The sequence below is a fragment of the Lysobacter oculi genome (assembly GCF_003293695.1).
GTDB lineage: Bacteria > Pseudomonadota > Gammaproteobacteria > Xanthomonadales > Xanthomonadaceae > Solilutibacter > Solilutibacter oculi.
The window spans coordinates 2,497,998-2,513,153 of record NZ_CP029556.1 but is presented as its reverse complement, the minus strand read 5'-3'; the positions used below and the strand labels follow the sequence as shown (position 1 = coordinate 2,513,153).

The 15,156-nt window shown below is 60.3% G+C and carries 15 protein-coding genes and 2 pseudogenes; 7 read left to right on the top strand and 10 right to left on the bottom strand.

Going from position 1 to position 15,156, the window contains the following annotated elements; translation table 11 throughout:
- Nucleotides 1-205: 205 nt before the first annotated feature.
- From ligD to ku, 3 genes and pseudogenes are all read right to left on the bottom strand, one after another.
- Nucleotides 206-2,788 (bottom strand): DNA ligase D, encoded by a 2,583-nt coding sequence (gene ligD / locus DCD74_RS12040; protein ID WP_112927507.1) that lies wholly within the window; start codon nucleotides 2,786-2,788, stop codon nucleotides 206-208.
- Between the two features lie 9 nt (nucleotides 2,789-2,797).
- Complete coding sequence (locus tag DCD74_RS12035; protein ID WP_112927506.1) at nucleotides 2,798-2,974, bottom strand: DUF3606 domain-containing protein; 177 nt, start codon at nucleotides 2,972-2,974, stop codon at nucleotides 2,798-2,800.
- Nucleotides 2,975-2,998: 24 nt separating this feature from the next.
- Nucleotides 2,999-3,917 (bottom strand): annotated as a pseudogene (gene ku, locus DCD74_RS12030) (non-homologous end joining protein Ku).
- 341 nt (nucleotides 3,918-4,258) lie between these two features.
- Between ku and DCD74_RS12025 the strand changes: the two are divergent.
- From DCD74_RS12025 to DCD74_RS12015, 3 genes are all read left to right on the top strand, one after another.
- Nucleotides 4,259-4,567 (top strand): hypothetical protein, encoded by a 309-nt coding sequence (locus DCD74_RS12025; protein WP_162616013.1) that lies wholly within the window; start codon nucleotides 4,259-4,261, stop codon nucleotides 4,565-4,567.
- Nucleotides 4,568-4,658: 91 nt separating this feature from the next.
- On the top strand, nucleotides 4,659-5,180 hold the full coding sequence (locus DCD74_RS12020) for a hemerythrin domain-containing protein (RefSeq protein ID WP_112927504.1): 522 nt from the start codon (nucleotides 4,659-4,661) through the stop codon (nucleotides 5,178-5,180).
- 9 nt (nucleotides 5,181-5,189) lie between these two features.
- On the top strand, nucleotides 5,190-6,353 hold the full coding sequence (locus DCD74_RS12015) for a zinc-dependent alcohol dehydrogenase (RefSeq protein WP_112927503.1): 1,164 nt from the start codon (nucleotides 5,190-5,192) through the stop codon (nucleotides 6,351-6,353).
- Between the two features lie 103 nt (nucleotides 6,354-6,456).
- Here DCD74_RS12015 and DCD74_RS12010 read toward each other — a convergent pair whose 3' ends face one another.
- The 4 genes from DCD74_RS12010 to DCD74_RS11995 form a co-directional block, all read right to left on the bottom strand.
- On the bottom strand, nucleotides 6,457-7,188 hold the full coding sequence (locus DCD74_RS12010) for a DNA-formamidopyrimidine glycosylase family protein (RefSeq protein ID WP_112927502.1): 732 nt from the start codon (nucleotides 7,186-7,188) through the stop codon (nucleotides 6,457-6,459).
- Complete coding sequence (locus DCD74_RS12005) at nucleotides 7,188-7,958, bottom strand: DUF72 domain-containing protein (protein WP_112927501.1); 771 nt, start codon at nucleotides 7,956-7,958, stop codon at nucleotides 7,188-7,190. Before DCD74_RS12005 ends, DCD74_RS12010 begins: the two co-directional genes overlap by 1 nt.
- A 6-nt stretch (nucleotides 7,959-7,964) precedes the next feature.
- Entirely contained in the window at nucleotides 7,965-10,199 is a 2,235-nt protein-coding gene (locus DCD74_RS12000; protein WP_217424262.1) for a catalase, read from the bottom strand.
- 259 nt (nucleotides 10,200-10,458) lie between these two features.
- Entirely contained in the window at nucleotides 10,459-11,067 is a 609-nt protein-coding gene (locus DCD74_RS11995) for a spore coat protein (RefSeq protein ID WP_112927499.1), read from the bottom strand.
- A gap of 128 nt (nucleotides 11,068-11,195) precedes the next feature.
- On the opposite strand from DCD74_RS11995, the gene DCD74_RS11990 reads away from it, so the two are divergent.
- A complete protein-coding gene (locus tag DCD74_RS11990) occupies nucleotides 11,196-11,855 on the top strand; it encodes a DUF6766 family protein (protein ID WP_112927498.1) in 660 nt (219 codons plus the stop codon).
- Between the two features lie 9 nt (nucleotides 11,856-11,864).
- Nucleotides 11,865-12,422, top strand: a complete 558-nt coding sequence (locus DCD74_RS11985; protein ID WP_112927497.1) for a cysteine hydrolase family protein — start codon at nucleotides 11,865-11,867, stop codon at nucleotides 12,420-12,422.
- Between the two features lie 16 nt (nucleotides 12,423-12,438).
- Here DCD74_RS11985 and xth read toward each other — a convergent pair.
- A pseudogene (gene xth / locus DCD74_RS11980) lies at nucleotides 12,439-13,224 on the bottom strand (exodeoxyribonuclease III); the annotation flags it as partial.
- Between the two features lie 147 nt (nucleotides 13,225-13,371).
- Between xth and DCD74_RS12805 the strand changes: the two are divergent.
- Nucleotides 13,372-13,548, top strand: a complete 177-nt coding sequence (locus DCD74_RS12805; protein WP_174887975.1) for a hypothetical protein — start codon at nucleotides 13,372-13,374, stop codon at nucleotides 13,546-13,548.
- Between the two features lies 1 nt (nucleotide 13,549).
- On the opposite strand, the gene DCD74_RS11970 is transcribed toward DCD74_RS12805, so the two are convergent.
- Entirely contained in the window at nucleotides 13,550-14,554 is a 1,005-nt protein-coding gene (locus DCD74_RS11970) for a magnesium transporter CorA family protein (RefSeq protein WP_112926675.1), read from the bottom strand.
- A gap of 39 nt (nucleotides 14,555-14,593) precedes the next feature.
- Between DCD74_RS11970 and DCD74_RS11965 the strand changes: the two genes are divergently transcribed.
- Nucleotides 14,594-14,857 carry a hypothetical protein gene (locus tag DCD74_RS11965; protein WP_112927720.1) on the top strand — a complete coding sequence of 88 codons (264 nt, stop codon included), beginning with the start codon at nucleotides 14,594-14,596 and terminating at the stop codon, nucleotides 14,855-14,857.
- On the opposite strand, the gene DCD74_RS11960 is transcribed toward DCD74_RS11965, so the two are convergent.
- Complete coding sequence (locus DCD74_RS11960) at nucleotides 14,858-15,130, bottom strand: hypothetical protein (protein ID WP_112927494.1); 273 nt, start codon at nucleotides 15,128-15,130, stop codon at nucleotides 14,858-14,860.
- Between the last annotated feature and the right edge of the window lie 26 nt (nucleotides 15,131-15,156).

Sequence of the window (15,156 nt, the reverse complement as noted above, 5' to 3'; positions counted from 1 at the left end):
GCTATGAGAAAAATGCAGTAGAACGTCTCCTTGGTGGTGTCGCGCATAGGCTAGACCCCCATCAGGCGCTAGGAACGCAGCGCCTGGGCGTGAAGCAGGATTGCCCCGCTTCGATGGGGTGTTATAGGTCTGAAAAATTTTTGCTTGAGGGCGCGCACAACCTGCCGGTGACAGGCAGAAGTCGGCCAGAAGCGGACATTGCCCCCTATTCGTTATGCGCCCAACGTGCGAGGTTCTGTTTGATTCTTCCGATGTCTTCCCATGGGTCTTTCCGCCTGCGCTTCAGTCTGGCGGGCACGTCCTTGATCGAGAACGCATTCGCCTTATCTAGCTTAGATAGCTCGCTCCAGGCCAGCGGCAGGGCGACGGGCGCACCGGCGCGCCCCCGCATAGAGTAGGAGGCCACCGCGGTGGCGCCCCGCCCGTTGCGCAGGTAGTCCACAAAGATCCGCTTGTTGCGTTTGCTCTTGGTTGCGGTGGATAGGAAGCGGTCCGGCTCCGAACGGGCCAGCGCGTCGGCGAAACCGTGCGCGAAGCGCTTGGTAAGATCCCAATCGCACCCCGGATTCAAGGGCACCACCACGTGGAGGCCCTTGCCGCCAGACACGCGCAGGAACGATTCCATTTCCAGCTGTTCCAGCAGCTTGCGGATGTCCGTCGCCGCCTTCCTGATCTCCGAGAACGGCACGCCCTCACCGGGATCGAGGTCGAACACCACCCGGTCAGCGCGATCGGGATCTTGGGCGTGCGAGCCCCACGGGTGAAACTCCAGCGCGTTGAACTGCACCAGCTCCATCAACCCCGGCAGGTCTTCCACCACCAGGTAATCCGCGTTAGCGCCGGATTCCTCCTTGAGCTTGACGGTGTCCACCCGCTCCAGCCCCGCGGTCAGGTGCTTCTGGAAGAAGCACGGCCGCTCGATGCCCGCCGGGCACCGGATTATGGACAGCGGCCGCCCAGCAATCTCCGGCAACAAGTGGTCGGCCACCGCCAAGTAGTAGTCCCACACGTCTTGCTTCGTGATACGACTGTCGGGGAACAGGATCTTCGTGGGACTGGAGAGCTTGGGCAGATCCGCCGTTGTGGCGCCCTTCTTGCCAGCTTTCGCTGCTGTTTTGCCGGCCTTGGTGGACTTGGTCGCCTTACTGACCTTGGCGGCTTTAGCCAGGCTCGGTGCCTTGGCGGGCTTTTCTGCCCGGTCGCTGTCGGCCAGATCCGCCACGTCCTTGTCGGGGCGAATGGCCTTGAGCGAGGGCTGGCGCAACAGGTCCTGCCGGCCGATGCCGCGAAAAAACACCTCGACCACAAAGCGCGGGGCAAACCAGGTGGCGGTGCGCAAGTCGGTGTCGGTGGTTCCCACGAACGCGGTGGGCTTCTTGCCCCCACGCTTGGCCAGCTTCTTAGTGACCTCGCGCATCAGTTCGTCGTTGAAACCGGTTCCCACACGGCCCACGTAGCGCCAGCCGTGCTCGGCATCCGGCTTGGCCAACAGCAGTGATCCGAACCCGGTTCGGCTGCCCTTCGGAGCGGTGTAGCCCACCACCGCGAATTCATCACTGACCAGCTGCTTGGTCTTGCGCCAATCCTCGCTCCGACCACCGTGGTAAGGACGGTCGGCGCGTTTGGAGATGATGCCTTCGAAGTGGCGATCCCCCGCGAGCTTGAAAGCTGCGTCCCCGTCGCCCTCAATGTGAGAACTGAATGCCAAGTGGGCCGGTGCGTCGTCCAGAAGTTCTTGGAGCAACGCTTTGCGCTCGAGGAGCGGTGCGCCCGAGAGGTCCACCCCGTTGAGGTGGAGCACGTCGAACAGCACATAGGCCAGCTTGCCCTGGCGTTCGCCTGACAGTGTGGACTGGAGCAGGTTGAAGTCCTGCTTGGTGCCGCTGCCGGCGATGAGCTCACCGTCCAGCGCCCCGGACTCGAGGCCCAGCGCTGCAACCGCGTCGCGGATCTCGGGAATCTTCGCGGTCCATTCCAGCGCGTTGCGCGACCACAACCTCACTTCGCCCCTGGCGATGGTGGCCAGGATGCGGTAGCCGTCCCACTTGAGCTCGTGGATCCACTGCTCGCCTTCGGGCGGCGAGTTGCCCAGTTTGGCAAGTTGGGGCTCGAACGGCCCTGCGGGGGCGGCGCCCTTCTTGGCCTTGGGCAAAGCGGAGGCTTTCTTCGCCCAATCCTTCTTGCGTCCCTTTTTCGCAGGGACCGCCGTCAGCTTCTTCTTGTTCGTCTTGCCGGAGCCCGCGCGCTTGAGATCCGCGGCCGGCGCCTCTGCCACGTCGGCGAGCAGATCGTCGGCTTCCAGCGTGCCGGCGTAGTCGTCCTTGTCTTTGAACAGCAGCCACTGTGGTTGCTTGGCGGGTTTGCCTGAGCGCACCAGATGCCAGCCGCCCTTGAGCTTGGTGCCGAACAGTTCAAAGCGCAGGTGGCCTTTGACGAGTTGCTCTTCGGGATCGCCGTCGGTGGCCCACACCCCGTGATCAAACTGGGCAACGTGCCCGCCGCCGTATTCCCCTTTGGGAATTTCGCCTTGAAAGGTGGCGTAATCGATGGGGTGGTCTTCAACCTCCACCGCCATGCGCTTCACGCTGGGGTCGTAGCTGGGTCCTTTCGGAACCGCCCAGCTCTTTAGGGCGTCGCCCACCTGCAAACGGAAATCGTAATGCCGGCGGCTGGCGTGGTGGAGCTGGACCACGAAGATCGCCCGTTGCCCCTTCGGGACCGCCTTGCCCGGTTCCGGTTCGCGCGTCTTGTCGAAGCTTCGCTTGCGACGGTAGTCGGTCAGGCTCATGGCGTGGGGCTACTTGCCCAGATGCTCCCGAACCGCTTTGGAGGTATTGCCCACCGCCTGGATGACATCTCGCAGCTCCTTCTCGGAGATGCCCAATTCCTTGGTCCAGTATTGGACCTCGTAGTCCTCGCTCAGGTTGATGCGATCCCGGTCTGGGGAACCGGTCTTGCTCTTGTTGTCGGACATGGATATTTCTCCTTCGGTGGTGAATCAGGAAGCCTTGCGGGCACTGGATTTCTTGGTGGCCTTGCTGGCTTTCTTTGCGGGCGCTTTGGCCGCTTTAGCCGGGGAATTGGCTTCTGCTTTCTTGGCTGCGCCCTTGGCCGGCGTGCGCTTCTTCGTGTCCAAGCTCTGTTGGAGCAGCGACATGAAGTCCACCACGTTGGTGGCGGCGTCTTCGCGCGGCTCGGGCTCTTCGAACGTGGTGGTGGCGCCGGCGGACTTGATGCGCTTCTTGATGATGTCCGACAGCCGTGATCGGAACTCGTCGTGGTAGTCGGCCGGATTCCATTCGGATGTCATCGAATCTATGAGCTGCTCGGCCATCTCAAGTTCTTTGGGCGCCAGGCGGTAATCGGCCGGCTTGCCCTCGGGAAGCTTGTATTCGTCGAACTCGACCAGCTCTTGCGGATAGCGCAGGAGGATCAACACCAGCGCGTCCCCGTCGGGCATGACGGCGCACATATACTCCCGCGTGCGTATGACCACGCGGGCGATGCCCACCTTTCCTTGACTTCTTCAGGGTCTCACGCAAAAGCACGTAACCCTTCTCGGCCTTCTTGCCGGGCACCAGTACGTAGGGCTTCTCGAAGTAGCGCAGGTTGATGCTGGCAGCGTCTACGAAGGTTTCCACATCCACCGACTCATGCGATTCGGGCGCTGCAGCCGCGATGTCCTCTTTCTCGATGACGACGTAGCTGCCTTTGTCATACTCGAAAGCCTTGACGATGTCCTTCCACGGCACCTCCTCGCCGGTGTCCGCGTTCACCCGCTCGAAACGGATGGGCTTTTTGTCGCGGGAGTCGAGCATTCGGAAACTCAGATCCGTTCGGCGTTCGCCGGACATCAGAGACACGGGGATGTTGAGCAGACCGAACGACAGCGATCCGGTCCAGATCGGGCGGGCCATGTAGATGTTCCAACGTGTGAGAACCCACTTGTAGGACCGACCGTGTGAAATCGGTGTCACCCACGGCCGGAGATGCCATCAGCTTGGCGTGGGGATTCTCCCGCCAACATGCTTGCATGCCGACAAGGCGCGCCGAAATCGCCTGGGAAAAACTGCCGCGATGGCAGCACAGCAAAACCTGGATTCGGCCAAGGTCAGACTGCGACCTCAATAATCAGCAGACGTACGCCATTCCGTGGACAAGAATACCGCGCAAATAACAATGCCCCGTCTAGACGAGGCATTCGTTGTTCAGCGGGAGGATCGTTTTAGCGATTCTGGTTCTGCTGATCGTTCTGACCATGCTGCTGATCCTGACCGCCTTGCTGTTCCTGGTCACGGTTTTGGCCGCCCTGGCCACCCTGCTGGTTCTGATCGCGTTTCTGGCCGCCCTGCTGATCATTGTTTTCCTGATCACGGTTCTGGCCGCCCTGACCCTGCTGACCCTGCTGACCCTGCTGACCCTGCTGACCTTGCTGATTCTGCTGGTCGCGATTCTGGCCTTGGCCCTGCTCGTTCTGATTCTGATTGTTGCCCATTTCCCACTCCGAATATCTACGACCGCTTGTCGTAAAGCTGACGCTACGCCCCACGTCGTGATCACAGAGTGACAGTTGATAAATAATTTCAACGCTACAAGCAACCTCACGGTGTGTTGACGCAATTGGAGTATGAAGTTAGCCATCCCACGGAGAGCCACTCATGCAACGCGACATTCTCGTAACCCTCCAATCCGAACACGACACGCTTCGAAACCTGTTTTCACAGATGGAAGACACCACTGATCGTGCAAAGAAAAAGCGCGAACAGCTTCTCAAGGACATTGAAGCCGCGCTCATCCCCCATGCCAAATGGGAGGAGCTTCACTTCTATCCGGCGTTCAAGGAACGCGCGGATCGAGACGGCCTCAAGACACATGCTGAAGCCGTCATTGAACATCAGGCAGTCGAGCTGACGGTGCTGCCCGAGGTCAAAGCAAGCGATTTGGAGTCACCGCGGTTCGCCGGCGCAGCCAAAGTGCTGGGCGAGATGGTTGACCATCATGCGACCGAAGAAGAAACCACCATGTTCAAGATGGCCCGCAAGTTGTTTACGCCCAAGGAGCGCGCGGAGCTGGACGTCCAGTATGAGCAGTGGAAGGCGTCTGCGGCCTCCACTGCCGTCACCACCCACGCCGAGATCAAGACTGGCCTCAAGGCCGCCATCAAGAAAATCATCCCCTGAGGAATACCCATGAAAGCGTTGACCTACCACGGCTCGCACGACGTACGCGTTGAAGAAGTGCCCGATCCGACTATCGTTCAGAACGACGACATCATTCTGCGGGTCACCGCCACCGCCATTTGCGGCTCGGACCTTCACCTCTACCGCGGCAAGATGCCAGCCCTAAAGGACGGCGACATTCTCGGGCACGAGTTTATGGGAGTGGTTGAGGAGGTCGGCAGTGGGGTCGCTGAAGTGGCCGTTGGCGATCGCGTGGTCATTCCCTTCGTGATTGCCTGCGGCAAGTGCTTCCACTGCCTGCTCGATGAGTATTCAGCCTGCGAGACCACCAACACGGGAAAGGGAGCTGCGCTCAACCAGAAGGGGATCAAGCCCCCGGCTGCCCTCTTCGGCTATACCCACCTCTACGGCGGTGTGCCAGGAGGGCAAGCAGAGTTCGTGCGGGTCCCCAAGGCCAATGTGGGGCCGCTAAAGATTCCGGACGCCCTGTCCGATGAACAGGTTCTGTTCCTTTCAGACATCCTGCCCACTGGGTATCAGGCGGTGCTTAACGCCGGCGTCGGAAAAGGCTCCTCTCTGGCCATCTTCGGTGCTGGACCCGTGGGCTTGATGTCTGCCGCATGTGCACGAATGTTGGGTGCGGAACAGATCTTCATGGTGGATGAGTTGCAGTATCGGCTCGACTTCGCCGTTCAAGCGTATGGCGTCATTCCCATCAATATGAAAGACGTCGATGACCCCGCTGAGCTGATCATGCAGCAGACGAACGGTCGTGGCGTGGACGCCACCGTCGACGCAGTAGGCTTCGAAGCTAAAGGCAGCACCACGGAAACCATCCTGACCAACCTCAAGATCGAAGGCAGCAGCGGTGCTGCTCTGCGCCAGTGCATTGCTGCCACCCGCCGATGCGGCACGGTCAGCGTGCCAGGCGTCTATGCAGGCTTCATCCATGCGTTCATGTTTGGGGACGCCTTCGACAAGGGCCTGACCTTCAAGATGGGCCAGACCCATGCCCAGGCGCTCATGCCTGAGCTGCTGGAACACGTAGGCAACGGCCTTATCAAACCGGAGATCATCATCTCGCATCGGATGAGATTGGCAGACGCCGCCGAAGGCTACGCTACGTTCGATAAGGCAGAGGACGACTGCAGGAAGGTTGTCTTAACCCCATAGCGGACATGGGCAAAAGGGTTTACCGAAAGAAGGGATCCGCCAAACACCCCCGTCGACCACGTCATGGGGGTGTTCTCTTACCCCATACGTATCGTGTTTTGAGCTAGTAGAGAACCTGGCAGCGCTCACAGAAGAAGCTTCGCCGCTGCGTCTTGCCCAGATAGGCTTTGGTCAAGAGCTGACCACAACTAGGGCAAACCCGTTTGGTGTGCACCAACCAGTGCTTCTTCAGAACGAAGGCCTTCTTCCACTCCAGGAAGTCGAAACTGTATTGGCGCGCCTGCTTGATCATCTCGCCCAATTTCCGGGGAGGCAGGTCCCCCACCAGGCTGGCTGGCTGGACACGGATGCGATACAGCACTTCGTTCTTGATGATGTTGCCCACGCCAGCAAAGATGTTCTGATCTAACAGGGCATCGCATACCAGCGTTTCGGGGATCTCTTTCAGCTTTGCTCTAGCCTTCTTTGGACTCCATTGATCGGACAGCACATCGCCGCTCCAATCGTAGGCCTCCTCGAGCGGAACTTCGATGTATTTCAAGGAACAGGTGTAGAAATTGATCTCACCCTTATCAAAGCGAAGGGACAGTCGTGGTTTTGCGCCTGCCTTCTTTTCATCGATTCTGTAGGAACCGAACATCATCAGATGAATACGCAGGCAAAAGCCGGAGAACTCAAGCAAGAAATGCTTGCCCCAACTGCGCACAGAGACAATCCGCCTGCCCTGCATGCGCTCAATGTCCAGGGTGCTGTTCCCACTCACTGAACGCACCGTCTTACCTCTAAATCGTGCAGCTTCCTGACGGAGAATAAGGATGGAAGGACCTTCCGGCATCAGGGCTCACTCTTTAGATCGGCTGACAACAGCGTTTTCAAGCGTGCCGCATTGGCAGTGGCATACCCGTGGGCCGTGTTATCGAAGATGACCCATGCCGCTACCCGCTTTGAGAGTTGGCCGCGCACTTGATCGGCCAATGCCGCCAACGCATCTTCGCTGTAGCTGCTGTAATACATCCGAGGCGATCCATGCCACCTCCAGTAGCGAAGGCGGCCGAAGGGACCTGGCGTGGCGGCTTCGTCAGTGATCGCAGGGTCCGCGCCGGCTCGACTGATCTCGTATCGCTTGAGAGCAAGCCCAGCATTGGCTTCAAACCAGGTGCGATGGCGTGGCTCACAGACAATCGGGGCTGACGTTTGTCTACGGACCATGGCAAAGAACGTGGACGCCACTCGTGCATCGAACCCCAGTGAGGGCGGCAACTGCACAAGGAGAGCGCCGAGTTTGCTACCAAGCCCCTCAACTTCACCAATGAATTGATCCAAGAGTTCGCCGCAGCCTTGCAGCCGCGCTTCGTGGCTGATGGATTTCGGTATCTTTACAGAGAACTGAAAATGGCGAGGGACCGCCTGCGCCCAGCGATCGTAGGTCTTGGCCTGATGGGGACGATAGAACGAGGAATTGATTTCAGCTGCATCGAACAGCGTTGCATAGCGCTCCAGCGCGGTCTCACCTTCACCGAAGAGACCGCGCTGGGGGGCAGGAATGCTCCACCCTGCACACCCAATCCGCAGGCGAGTCCTAGCCGCGGTCATGGAAGCCGCCATTCGGCTTCATAACAAGGGCGGATCGGTTTCCCGCCCAAAGTGCTTATGCAGAGCCAAGGCCTCCAGGAACTGACCGATCCCAGTGTCCTCTGGCTCACTATGCAGCAGCAGTCCGGGATCGGCCTCATCCCTCAGCACGCCGGCACCCTCCACGAAAGCGACCGCTTCGCCCAAGGCCAGAATTGTCTTGAGGTGGCGGAACTGGTCCTTCACGAACTCCGCCGCCCTCCCATCGCGAGCCCAAACCTTTGCCGTGCCCTCTCCGTCAGGAATGATCACCCCGTCGAACAGGACGGACGGCTCGTTCTCAAAGGAGGCGTCCGCGTCGATCTCACTGCCATCGGCTGCGGTAAAGATTCCCACGCGTGGTCCTACCAGACGGCCGACGGCTCCGGCGTCCAGCAAGGCCTGCTGGGCTTCCGCTACCTGGTCGCCATCGACGCCGTCACCCACGAAGATGGCGACCTTCCGCGTTGCCACACCCGTCTTGCCTGGGCGAGCAAACATCGACAACGGCTGGGAAACGTCAACTTCTGCCTTGGGTGGCTTGGGCAGCGCCCGGGGCATGGCATCCGGGAGCGGCATGCCTAGTCCTTCGGCCACCTGCGCCGCCAGCTCTTCTGAGGCGTTGCGAAGCATGGACACCACGCGCTGGCGAATGGCCGGCACCGTCAGCTTGGAAAGCTCGAAGCGGAACGCGGCCGCGATGTGGGCTTGCTCCACAGGTGTCTGGCTGTTGAAGAACAGGGCGGCCTGATTGAAGTGCTCGGCGAACTTCTCGGGCTTGCCGCGGACTTCGTCTTGCTCCACCGGCTCAGGGAAGGAGACGAAACCGGCAGCCCCAGCCTGGAAGGGACAGCCGCCACCCAGCGAGTTCGGCTCGTAGGAGACCTTGCCGCGATGAATGGCCTGGCGATGCAACCCGTCGCGCTGGTTGTTATGAACCGGTGCGATGGGCGCGTTGATCGGGATCTCGTGGAAGTTCGGTCCGCCCAGGCGGGAGAGTTGCGTATCGACGTAGGAATGGATCCTTCCGGCCAGCAGAGGGTCGTTGGTGAAGTCGATACCCGGGACAACGTGGGCGGTGCAAAACGCCACCTGCTCTGTCTCGGCGAAGAAGTTGTCGGGATTGCGGTTGAGCACCATCCGGCCCAGTGGGGTAATGGGCACGAGTTCTTCCGGGATGATCTTGGTCGCGTCCAGGATGTCGAACGAAAACCGCTCGGCATCTTCTTCCGAGAAGATCTGCACGCCCAATTCCCACTCCGGGTAAGCGCCCGCCTCGATGGCTTCCCACAGGTCGCGGCGGTGGTAGTCCGGGTCGCAGCCCGAGATCTTCACGGCTTCGTCCCAGAGCAAAGCGTGTGTGCCCTGCAGTGGGGTCCAATGGAACTTCACGAAGGACGATTGGCCCTGATCGTTGACGAAGCGGAAAGTGTGAACACCGAAGCCCTGCATCATGCGGTAGCTGCGCGGAATGGCGCGGTCGGACATCAGCCACATCAGCATGTGGGTGGACTCGGGCATCAGCGAGACGAAGTCCCAGAAGGTGTCGTGGGCCGAGGCGGCCTGCGGCATTTGGTGGTGCGGCTCGGGCTTGACCGCATGCACCAGGTCAGGAAACTTCATCGCGTCCTGGATGAAGAAGACAGGCATATTGTTGCCCACCAGGTCCCAGTTGCCCTCGTCGGTGTAGAACTTCACAGCAAACCCGCGCGCATCGCGCGCGGTGTCCTTACTGCCTCGCTCTCCCGCGACCGTAGAGAACCGTACGAAGACTGGCGTGATCTTGCCTGCCTCCTGGAACGGCGCCGCGCGTGTCAGTTTTCGCTGGTTCTTATAGCTCTCGAAGAAGCCGTGTGCGCCCGAGCCTCGCGCGTGCACGATCCGCTCAGGAATCCGTTCGTGGTCGAAATGCGTGATCTTCTCGCGCAGGATGAAGTCCTTCAGCAGGGCCGGGCCACGCAGGCCTGCCTTGAGCGAGTTCTGGTTGTCGGCGATCGGCACGCCCTGGTTGGTTGTCAGGCGTTGGCCACTGCTGTCCACACGCACGCGATCGAGGGAACCGACAGTCGGATTTGCGCCTTCTTCAGCACGGGTTCCCAGTTTCTCGGACGTATTGGTCTCCGCCAGGGTGCTGGCCGTCACCAACGAGGACGGCGGAACGATTTGGGTGCCCTCGGGCGGATCCAGCGCCGCTTCGCGCCCGTGCTCGGCTGCCTTGTTCTCGTTGAACGGCATGGCGGCAGCCGTTGCCTCCACCTCCGCGCTCTGCTCAGCTGCCAAGTCATCCGAACCTTGCGGTGGGGCCTTGGACGCGGAACTGTCAGAGTTGCGAGCAGCAGAGGCACTAGCCACGCTCTTCTTGTCTTTTGGGGAGTTCTTGCGTGACGTCGCCATGGGACTGTTTTCCTGTCTGAATTGACAAAACCCCAGCCACCCTCAGGAGGTTGGGGAGTGCGTGAAGATGGTAAAAAGCCCGCCATAAGGCGGGCTTTGCTCACAACATGTCTTCTCGGGCTTGCTCGGCGCGGGCTGCGCCGATTGCGGTCTCGACTTTCTTGACCTCTTCGGGCGGGGGCAGCACGGCTGGCATCCCCAAGCTCTGGATCCACAGCTCCCGGCACCATCCCTTGGTGTGGTAGAGGTGGTGATCTTCGTCCTCCTCCACCTCGTCGTAGGCCGCTTTCAGGACCTGGGCTACCTTGTCATCGGCTGATTCTGCGACCTTGCCGATCAACTCCCAGTTGGAGTGATCCTTGGTCTCCGCTAGAACAACGCATTCGCACGCGACCAGCTCCGCTGCCGCTGGATCGGCGTTCGCCTTTGCCAGCTCAATGGCCGCCACCAGCGAAGCGCCGTTGTGCGCGCAGACTTCACGGCCCGGGCTCATCTCCTCGGTGTCCATCCCGAGCTCGCTGAATACGCGGGTGAGCACTTCCTCGTGGTGCTGGGTCTCTTCCAGGTATTCCTGCCATTCCTCGCGCAGGTCTTCATTGACCGCCGCGCTGATGGCAGTCGTGTAGATCTTGATGCCGCCGCGCTCGGTTTCCAGCGACTGAAGGAGCAATTCCTTGACACCGCTCTGATCGAAACCTTTGCTTGCCATGACTGACTCCGTTACCTCGGTGAACTAAGGAGCGCATCGTGTGCACCATGGCGCTAACGCAACGTGAAACAAACTTTCACTTCGTCAGCACTCCTTCGCGCCCACCCTGCGAATAACTGGGGAGCAATATGCACAACAGCAATGGCACCTTCTGGAAGCGCAACGGCTTGTCTATCATCGTGCTGCTCTTCATGCTTGGAACGTGGCTCGGGCAGATCCTGACGGGACACGTTGTATACAACGAAGAACTATCCGACCTCGGCGCGCCACAACTTAGCCTGCTGGAATACCTTGCCAGCGGTCACTTCGTGTCTGCCACGTTTGAGAACTGGGAGAGCGAGTTTCTTCAGATGGGCATGTATGTGCTGCTAAGCGTCTCCCTTCGGCAAAAGGGCTCGGCAGAGTCGCGCCCATTGGATCCCTCGCAAGAAGAGGATCGCGTTGAATATGGACCGACCCCTTGGCCCGTGCGAATTGGCGGAGTCTGGCTGAAGCTCTACGAGCACTCTCTGGCCATCGCGTTTGGTGGTCTCTTCCTGCTGTCGTTCGCACTTCATTTGGATGGCAGTTGGCGCCACGAAAGCGTCCAGCGTCAGCTCGACGGCAAACCTCCTGTTGAACTTTGGGATCACCTGGCTAGCGCCCAGTTCTGGTTCGAGTCATTTCAGAACTGGCAAAGCGAGTTCCTCGCCGTGGCGGCACTTGTCTTGCTGACCATCTTTCTGCGCCAGAAAGATTCGCCACAGTCCAAGCCGGTCGAAGCACCTCATAGTCAGACCGGGACGTAAGGCGGATATATGCGTCCTGCGCTTCTCATCATCGACATGATCAACCTCTTCGACTTCGATGGGGGCAACCAACTGGGTGTCCACGCGCTCAAAGCGTGCGGCCCTATTGCCACCCTTCGCCAAGCCTTCGCCGACCGCAATTGGCCGGTGCTGTTCGTCAACGACAACTTCATGGACTGGAACCAGGAGTTCACCGACCTCGTCGCGAAGTGCCGGCAGCATCCCGGCCCGTCAAGCGAGATTGCCGCCGTGCTGGGGCCTAAGCCGGGGGAATACTACGTGCTCAAGCCGAGGCATTCGGGCTTCCTCTGCACGACCCTGCCCGCGATTCTGGCGGACTTGAAGCTTCAGGAGCTTGTGATCACCGGTGTGGCCACCGACTCGTGCGTCTTGGCCACCGTGCAGGATGCCCACATGCGTGGATACAAGGTGCGGGTCCCTCAGGATTGCGTTGCCGCGCAGACCCCTTCCCGATCCACCCGCGCATTGGCACTGATGCGCGAGTCAATGAGCCTGGACACGCGAGGGGCCAAAACCGTCCTGCACAGCTTGGCTGCTGAGCAGTAGAGTTTCTTCAGGCGCCCACTTGGATCCACGTGGGCGCGTGGTCACTCGCCTTCTTTTGTAGCCGAACCCATCGGTCCACGCCCGCACCCTTCAGCCGCTTGGCGAGCACGGGATTGAGCAGCAAGTGGTCGATGCGCAAACCTCGGTCGCGCTCGGCGTGTTGGCGGAAATAGTCCCAGAAGGTGTAGACCCCGCTGTTCGACCCGTGAATCGTGAGAAGGCTGTCGGTCCACCCTTGCTCCAGGAGCTTGAAAAACGCTTCTCTGGATTCCGGCTGCAAGAGAGCATCCCGCCGCCACCCTTTAGGATCGTAGATGTCTTCGTCGGTCGGCACGACGTTGAAGTCGCCGATGAGGGCTACCGGATGGGGCAGATCCACCAGAGTCTTGGCGTGGCGCTGTAGGCGTGCCATCCATTTGAGCTTGTAGTCGAACTTCGGACCCGGCTGGGGATTGCCGTTGGGTAGGTATAGGCAACCCACGACGATTTCGTGGACGGCCGCCTCGATGTAGCGGCTCTGCTCGTCCTTGGGATCCCAAGGCAAGCCCCGCCGGCTCTCCACCGGGTCCTGGCTCTTGGCCAACAACGCGACCCCATTCCAGGACTTCTGACCCTGCCAGATGGCGCCATACCCCGCCTCCCGGATGGCGTCTTCCGGAAAAGCACCGTCCAGCGCCTTGAGCTCCTGCAGCCCCACGATGTCCGGCTGCTCCTTCTCCAACCACCCCAGCAGGTGCGCCAAACGGGTGTTGACCCCATTGACGTTGAAGGTGGCGATCTTGAGCGTCTTCTTGCGTGCCATAGGAGTGTTCGACTAAGCAGGCATCAAGGGAAGAACCTCAGTCCACGCCAACCCTTGTAACCGCCCCGTGAACTCTCATGGGTGAGAACACCACGTCGTTTACACGCGGCAAGGACTTCAATGGGTCTAACCCTGAGGAGCACCTCCATGAGAGACCGTAAAGACACGCCCGCACCGGGTGAATCAGTGGACTGCGAGGAAAGCAGTGCCAAGCGCCAGGAGCGCAAGCAGCATGAGAGCGATAACCAGGACCAAGCCCTGGAGGAAACCTTCCCCGCCAGCGACCCGGTGTCTCCCTTCGTGCCTGCCAAGGCCCCGGAGTGACCTAAATCCAGCGGCGCTTCCGCCCCAAGAAGACGGAGATGCCCGCCAGGATCAGCATCAAGGCGACCGCGACAGAAAAGCCTCGGACGCCCGTCTTGAAGAACGGCGCCTCGAAATTCATCCCCAGAACGCCACCGATGACGGCCAGCACGCCGACCACCACCGTGACGAAGGTCAGCACTTTCATCGTCTCGTTGGCAGCCAAGGCGGTTTGACTGCTGAACAGCTCGAAGCTGCCCACCACCAAATCCCGGGCGTTCTCCACCATGTCCATGGCGCGTTCGTAGTGAGTGTCTAGGACTCGAAAGTGGCGGTCGGTCAGCTCATCTTCTTCTGGTCGGAAATCCGGGCGCGACAAGGCGGTGAACACGATCCGATGTGGGGCGAGCATCCGCCTCAGGCGGGAAGCGCCCTTCCGGAGCAGCCGAAGTTCGGCCAAGCAATCGCGAGGCTCCGTGGAGAGCACCTCGACTTCCAGTCGCTCAACGGCCAATTCAAAGCGCGACACCGCTTCGAAGTAGGTTCCCAGATGCCAGTCCAGCAGGGCGGCCACAAAGCTGCCGGATCCCAACGCTCCCACCCCACCTTTCGACGCCGTCCCTTGGCGGAACGTTTCCAGGAACTCCACCGGGGTGCGATGCAAGGTAGCCACGAAGTTGGAACCGGCGACGATGGTTAGAACGGTTCCCGTAAACTCGTGACCGGATGTGTCGGCCACCGCCACCACGCGAAGCCAGAAGCATTTTCCGCAGTTCTGCAGTGTGGGATTCGTCTCCGTCCCCAAGTATCCATCCACCGCCGCGGAGGGCAAGGACAAGCGCGTGGCCAGCTTATGGACGTCGTCTTCGCTTGGGTCTTCTAGGTCGACCCATACCAGTTGATCGCTCGACCGCTCCAGTTCCAGCGGTTCATCCGTGCCAATTTCACGGTTTCCTCGTTGGGCGTCAAATAGCATGGCCCGCATTCGCACCTGGCGTTTCTCGGTGACTTCGGTGACGCCGGTCATTCCTTCCTACCTATGTCATCCAGATTGAGGGATTTCTTCATGTCGCCCGATGCCATCGGTTGGCTAGCGTCTGCCATTTTGCTGGCGACGTTGGTGAAGCAGATTCGCAAGCAAGCGACCCAAGACAACGCGGAAGGGGTTTCCCGGTGGCTGTTTCTGGGGCAAATGGCGGCGTCGGTCGGATTCATCGTTTACAGCTGGTTGCTCGACAACTGGGTTTTCATCGCCACCAACAGCCTCATTCTCCTGACAGCCGTCATCGGCCAATGGGTCGTGTGGCGGAAGAAACGAACCGCGGGCTGATCAAGCCCTATCGCCCGTCAGTTGCAGCTGGTGGGCATCCAGCCAGCCCCACGAGCGCATGACGATGTCACGCACCTCGGGCCATAACTTGGTGGAATTGCCGCTAAGATCGTCCCACAACACCTCCATCTCGGCGTCGTTCTGGGGAAGGCCATAGGTGCCCACCGAGATCAGGGCGAGTGCGTAGGCCGGGCACACATCCGCCCACTCCGCGTCCACCGATTTGCAGTCCCCGCTGGCAAAGTCGTTGAAGCCAGCGGGAATGGGGGTCATATCGGGATACGGAAGACACTTGCCGA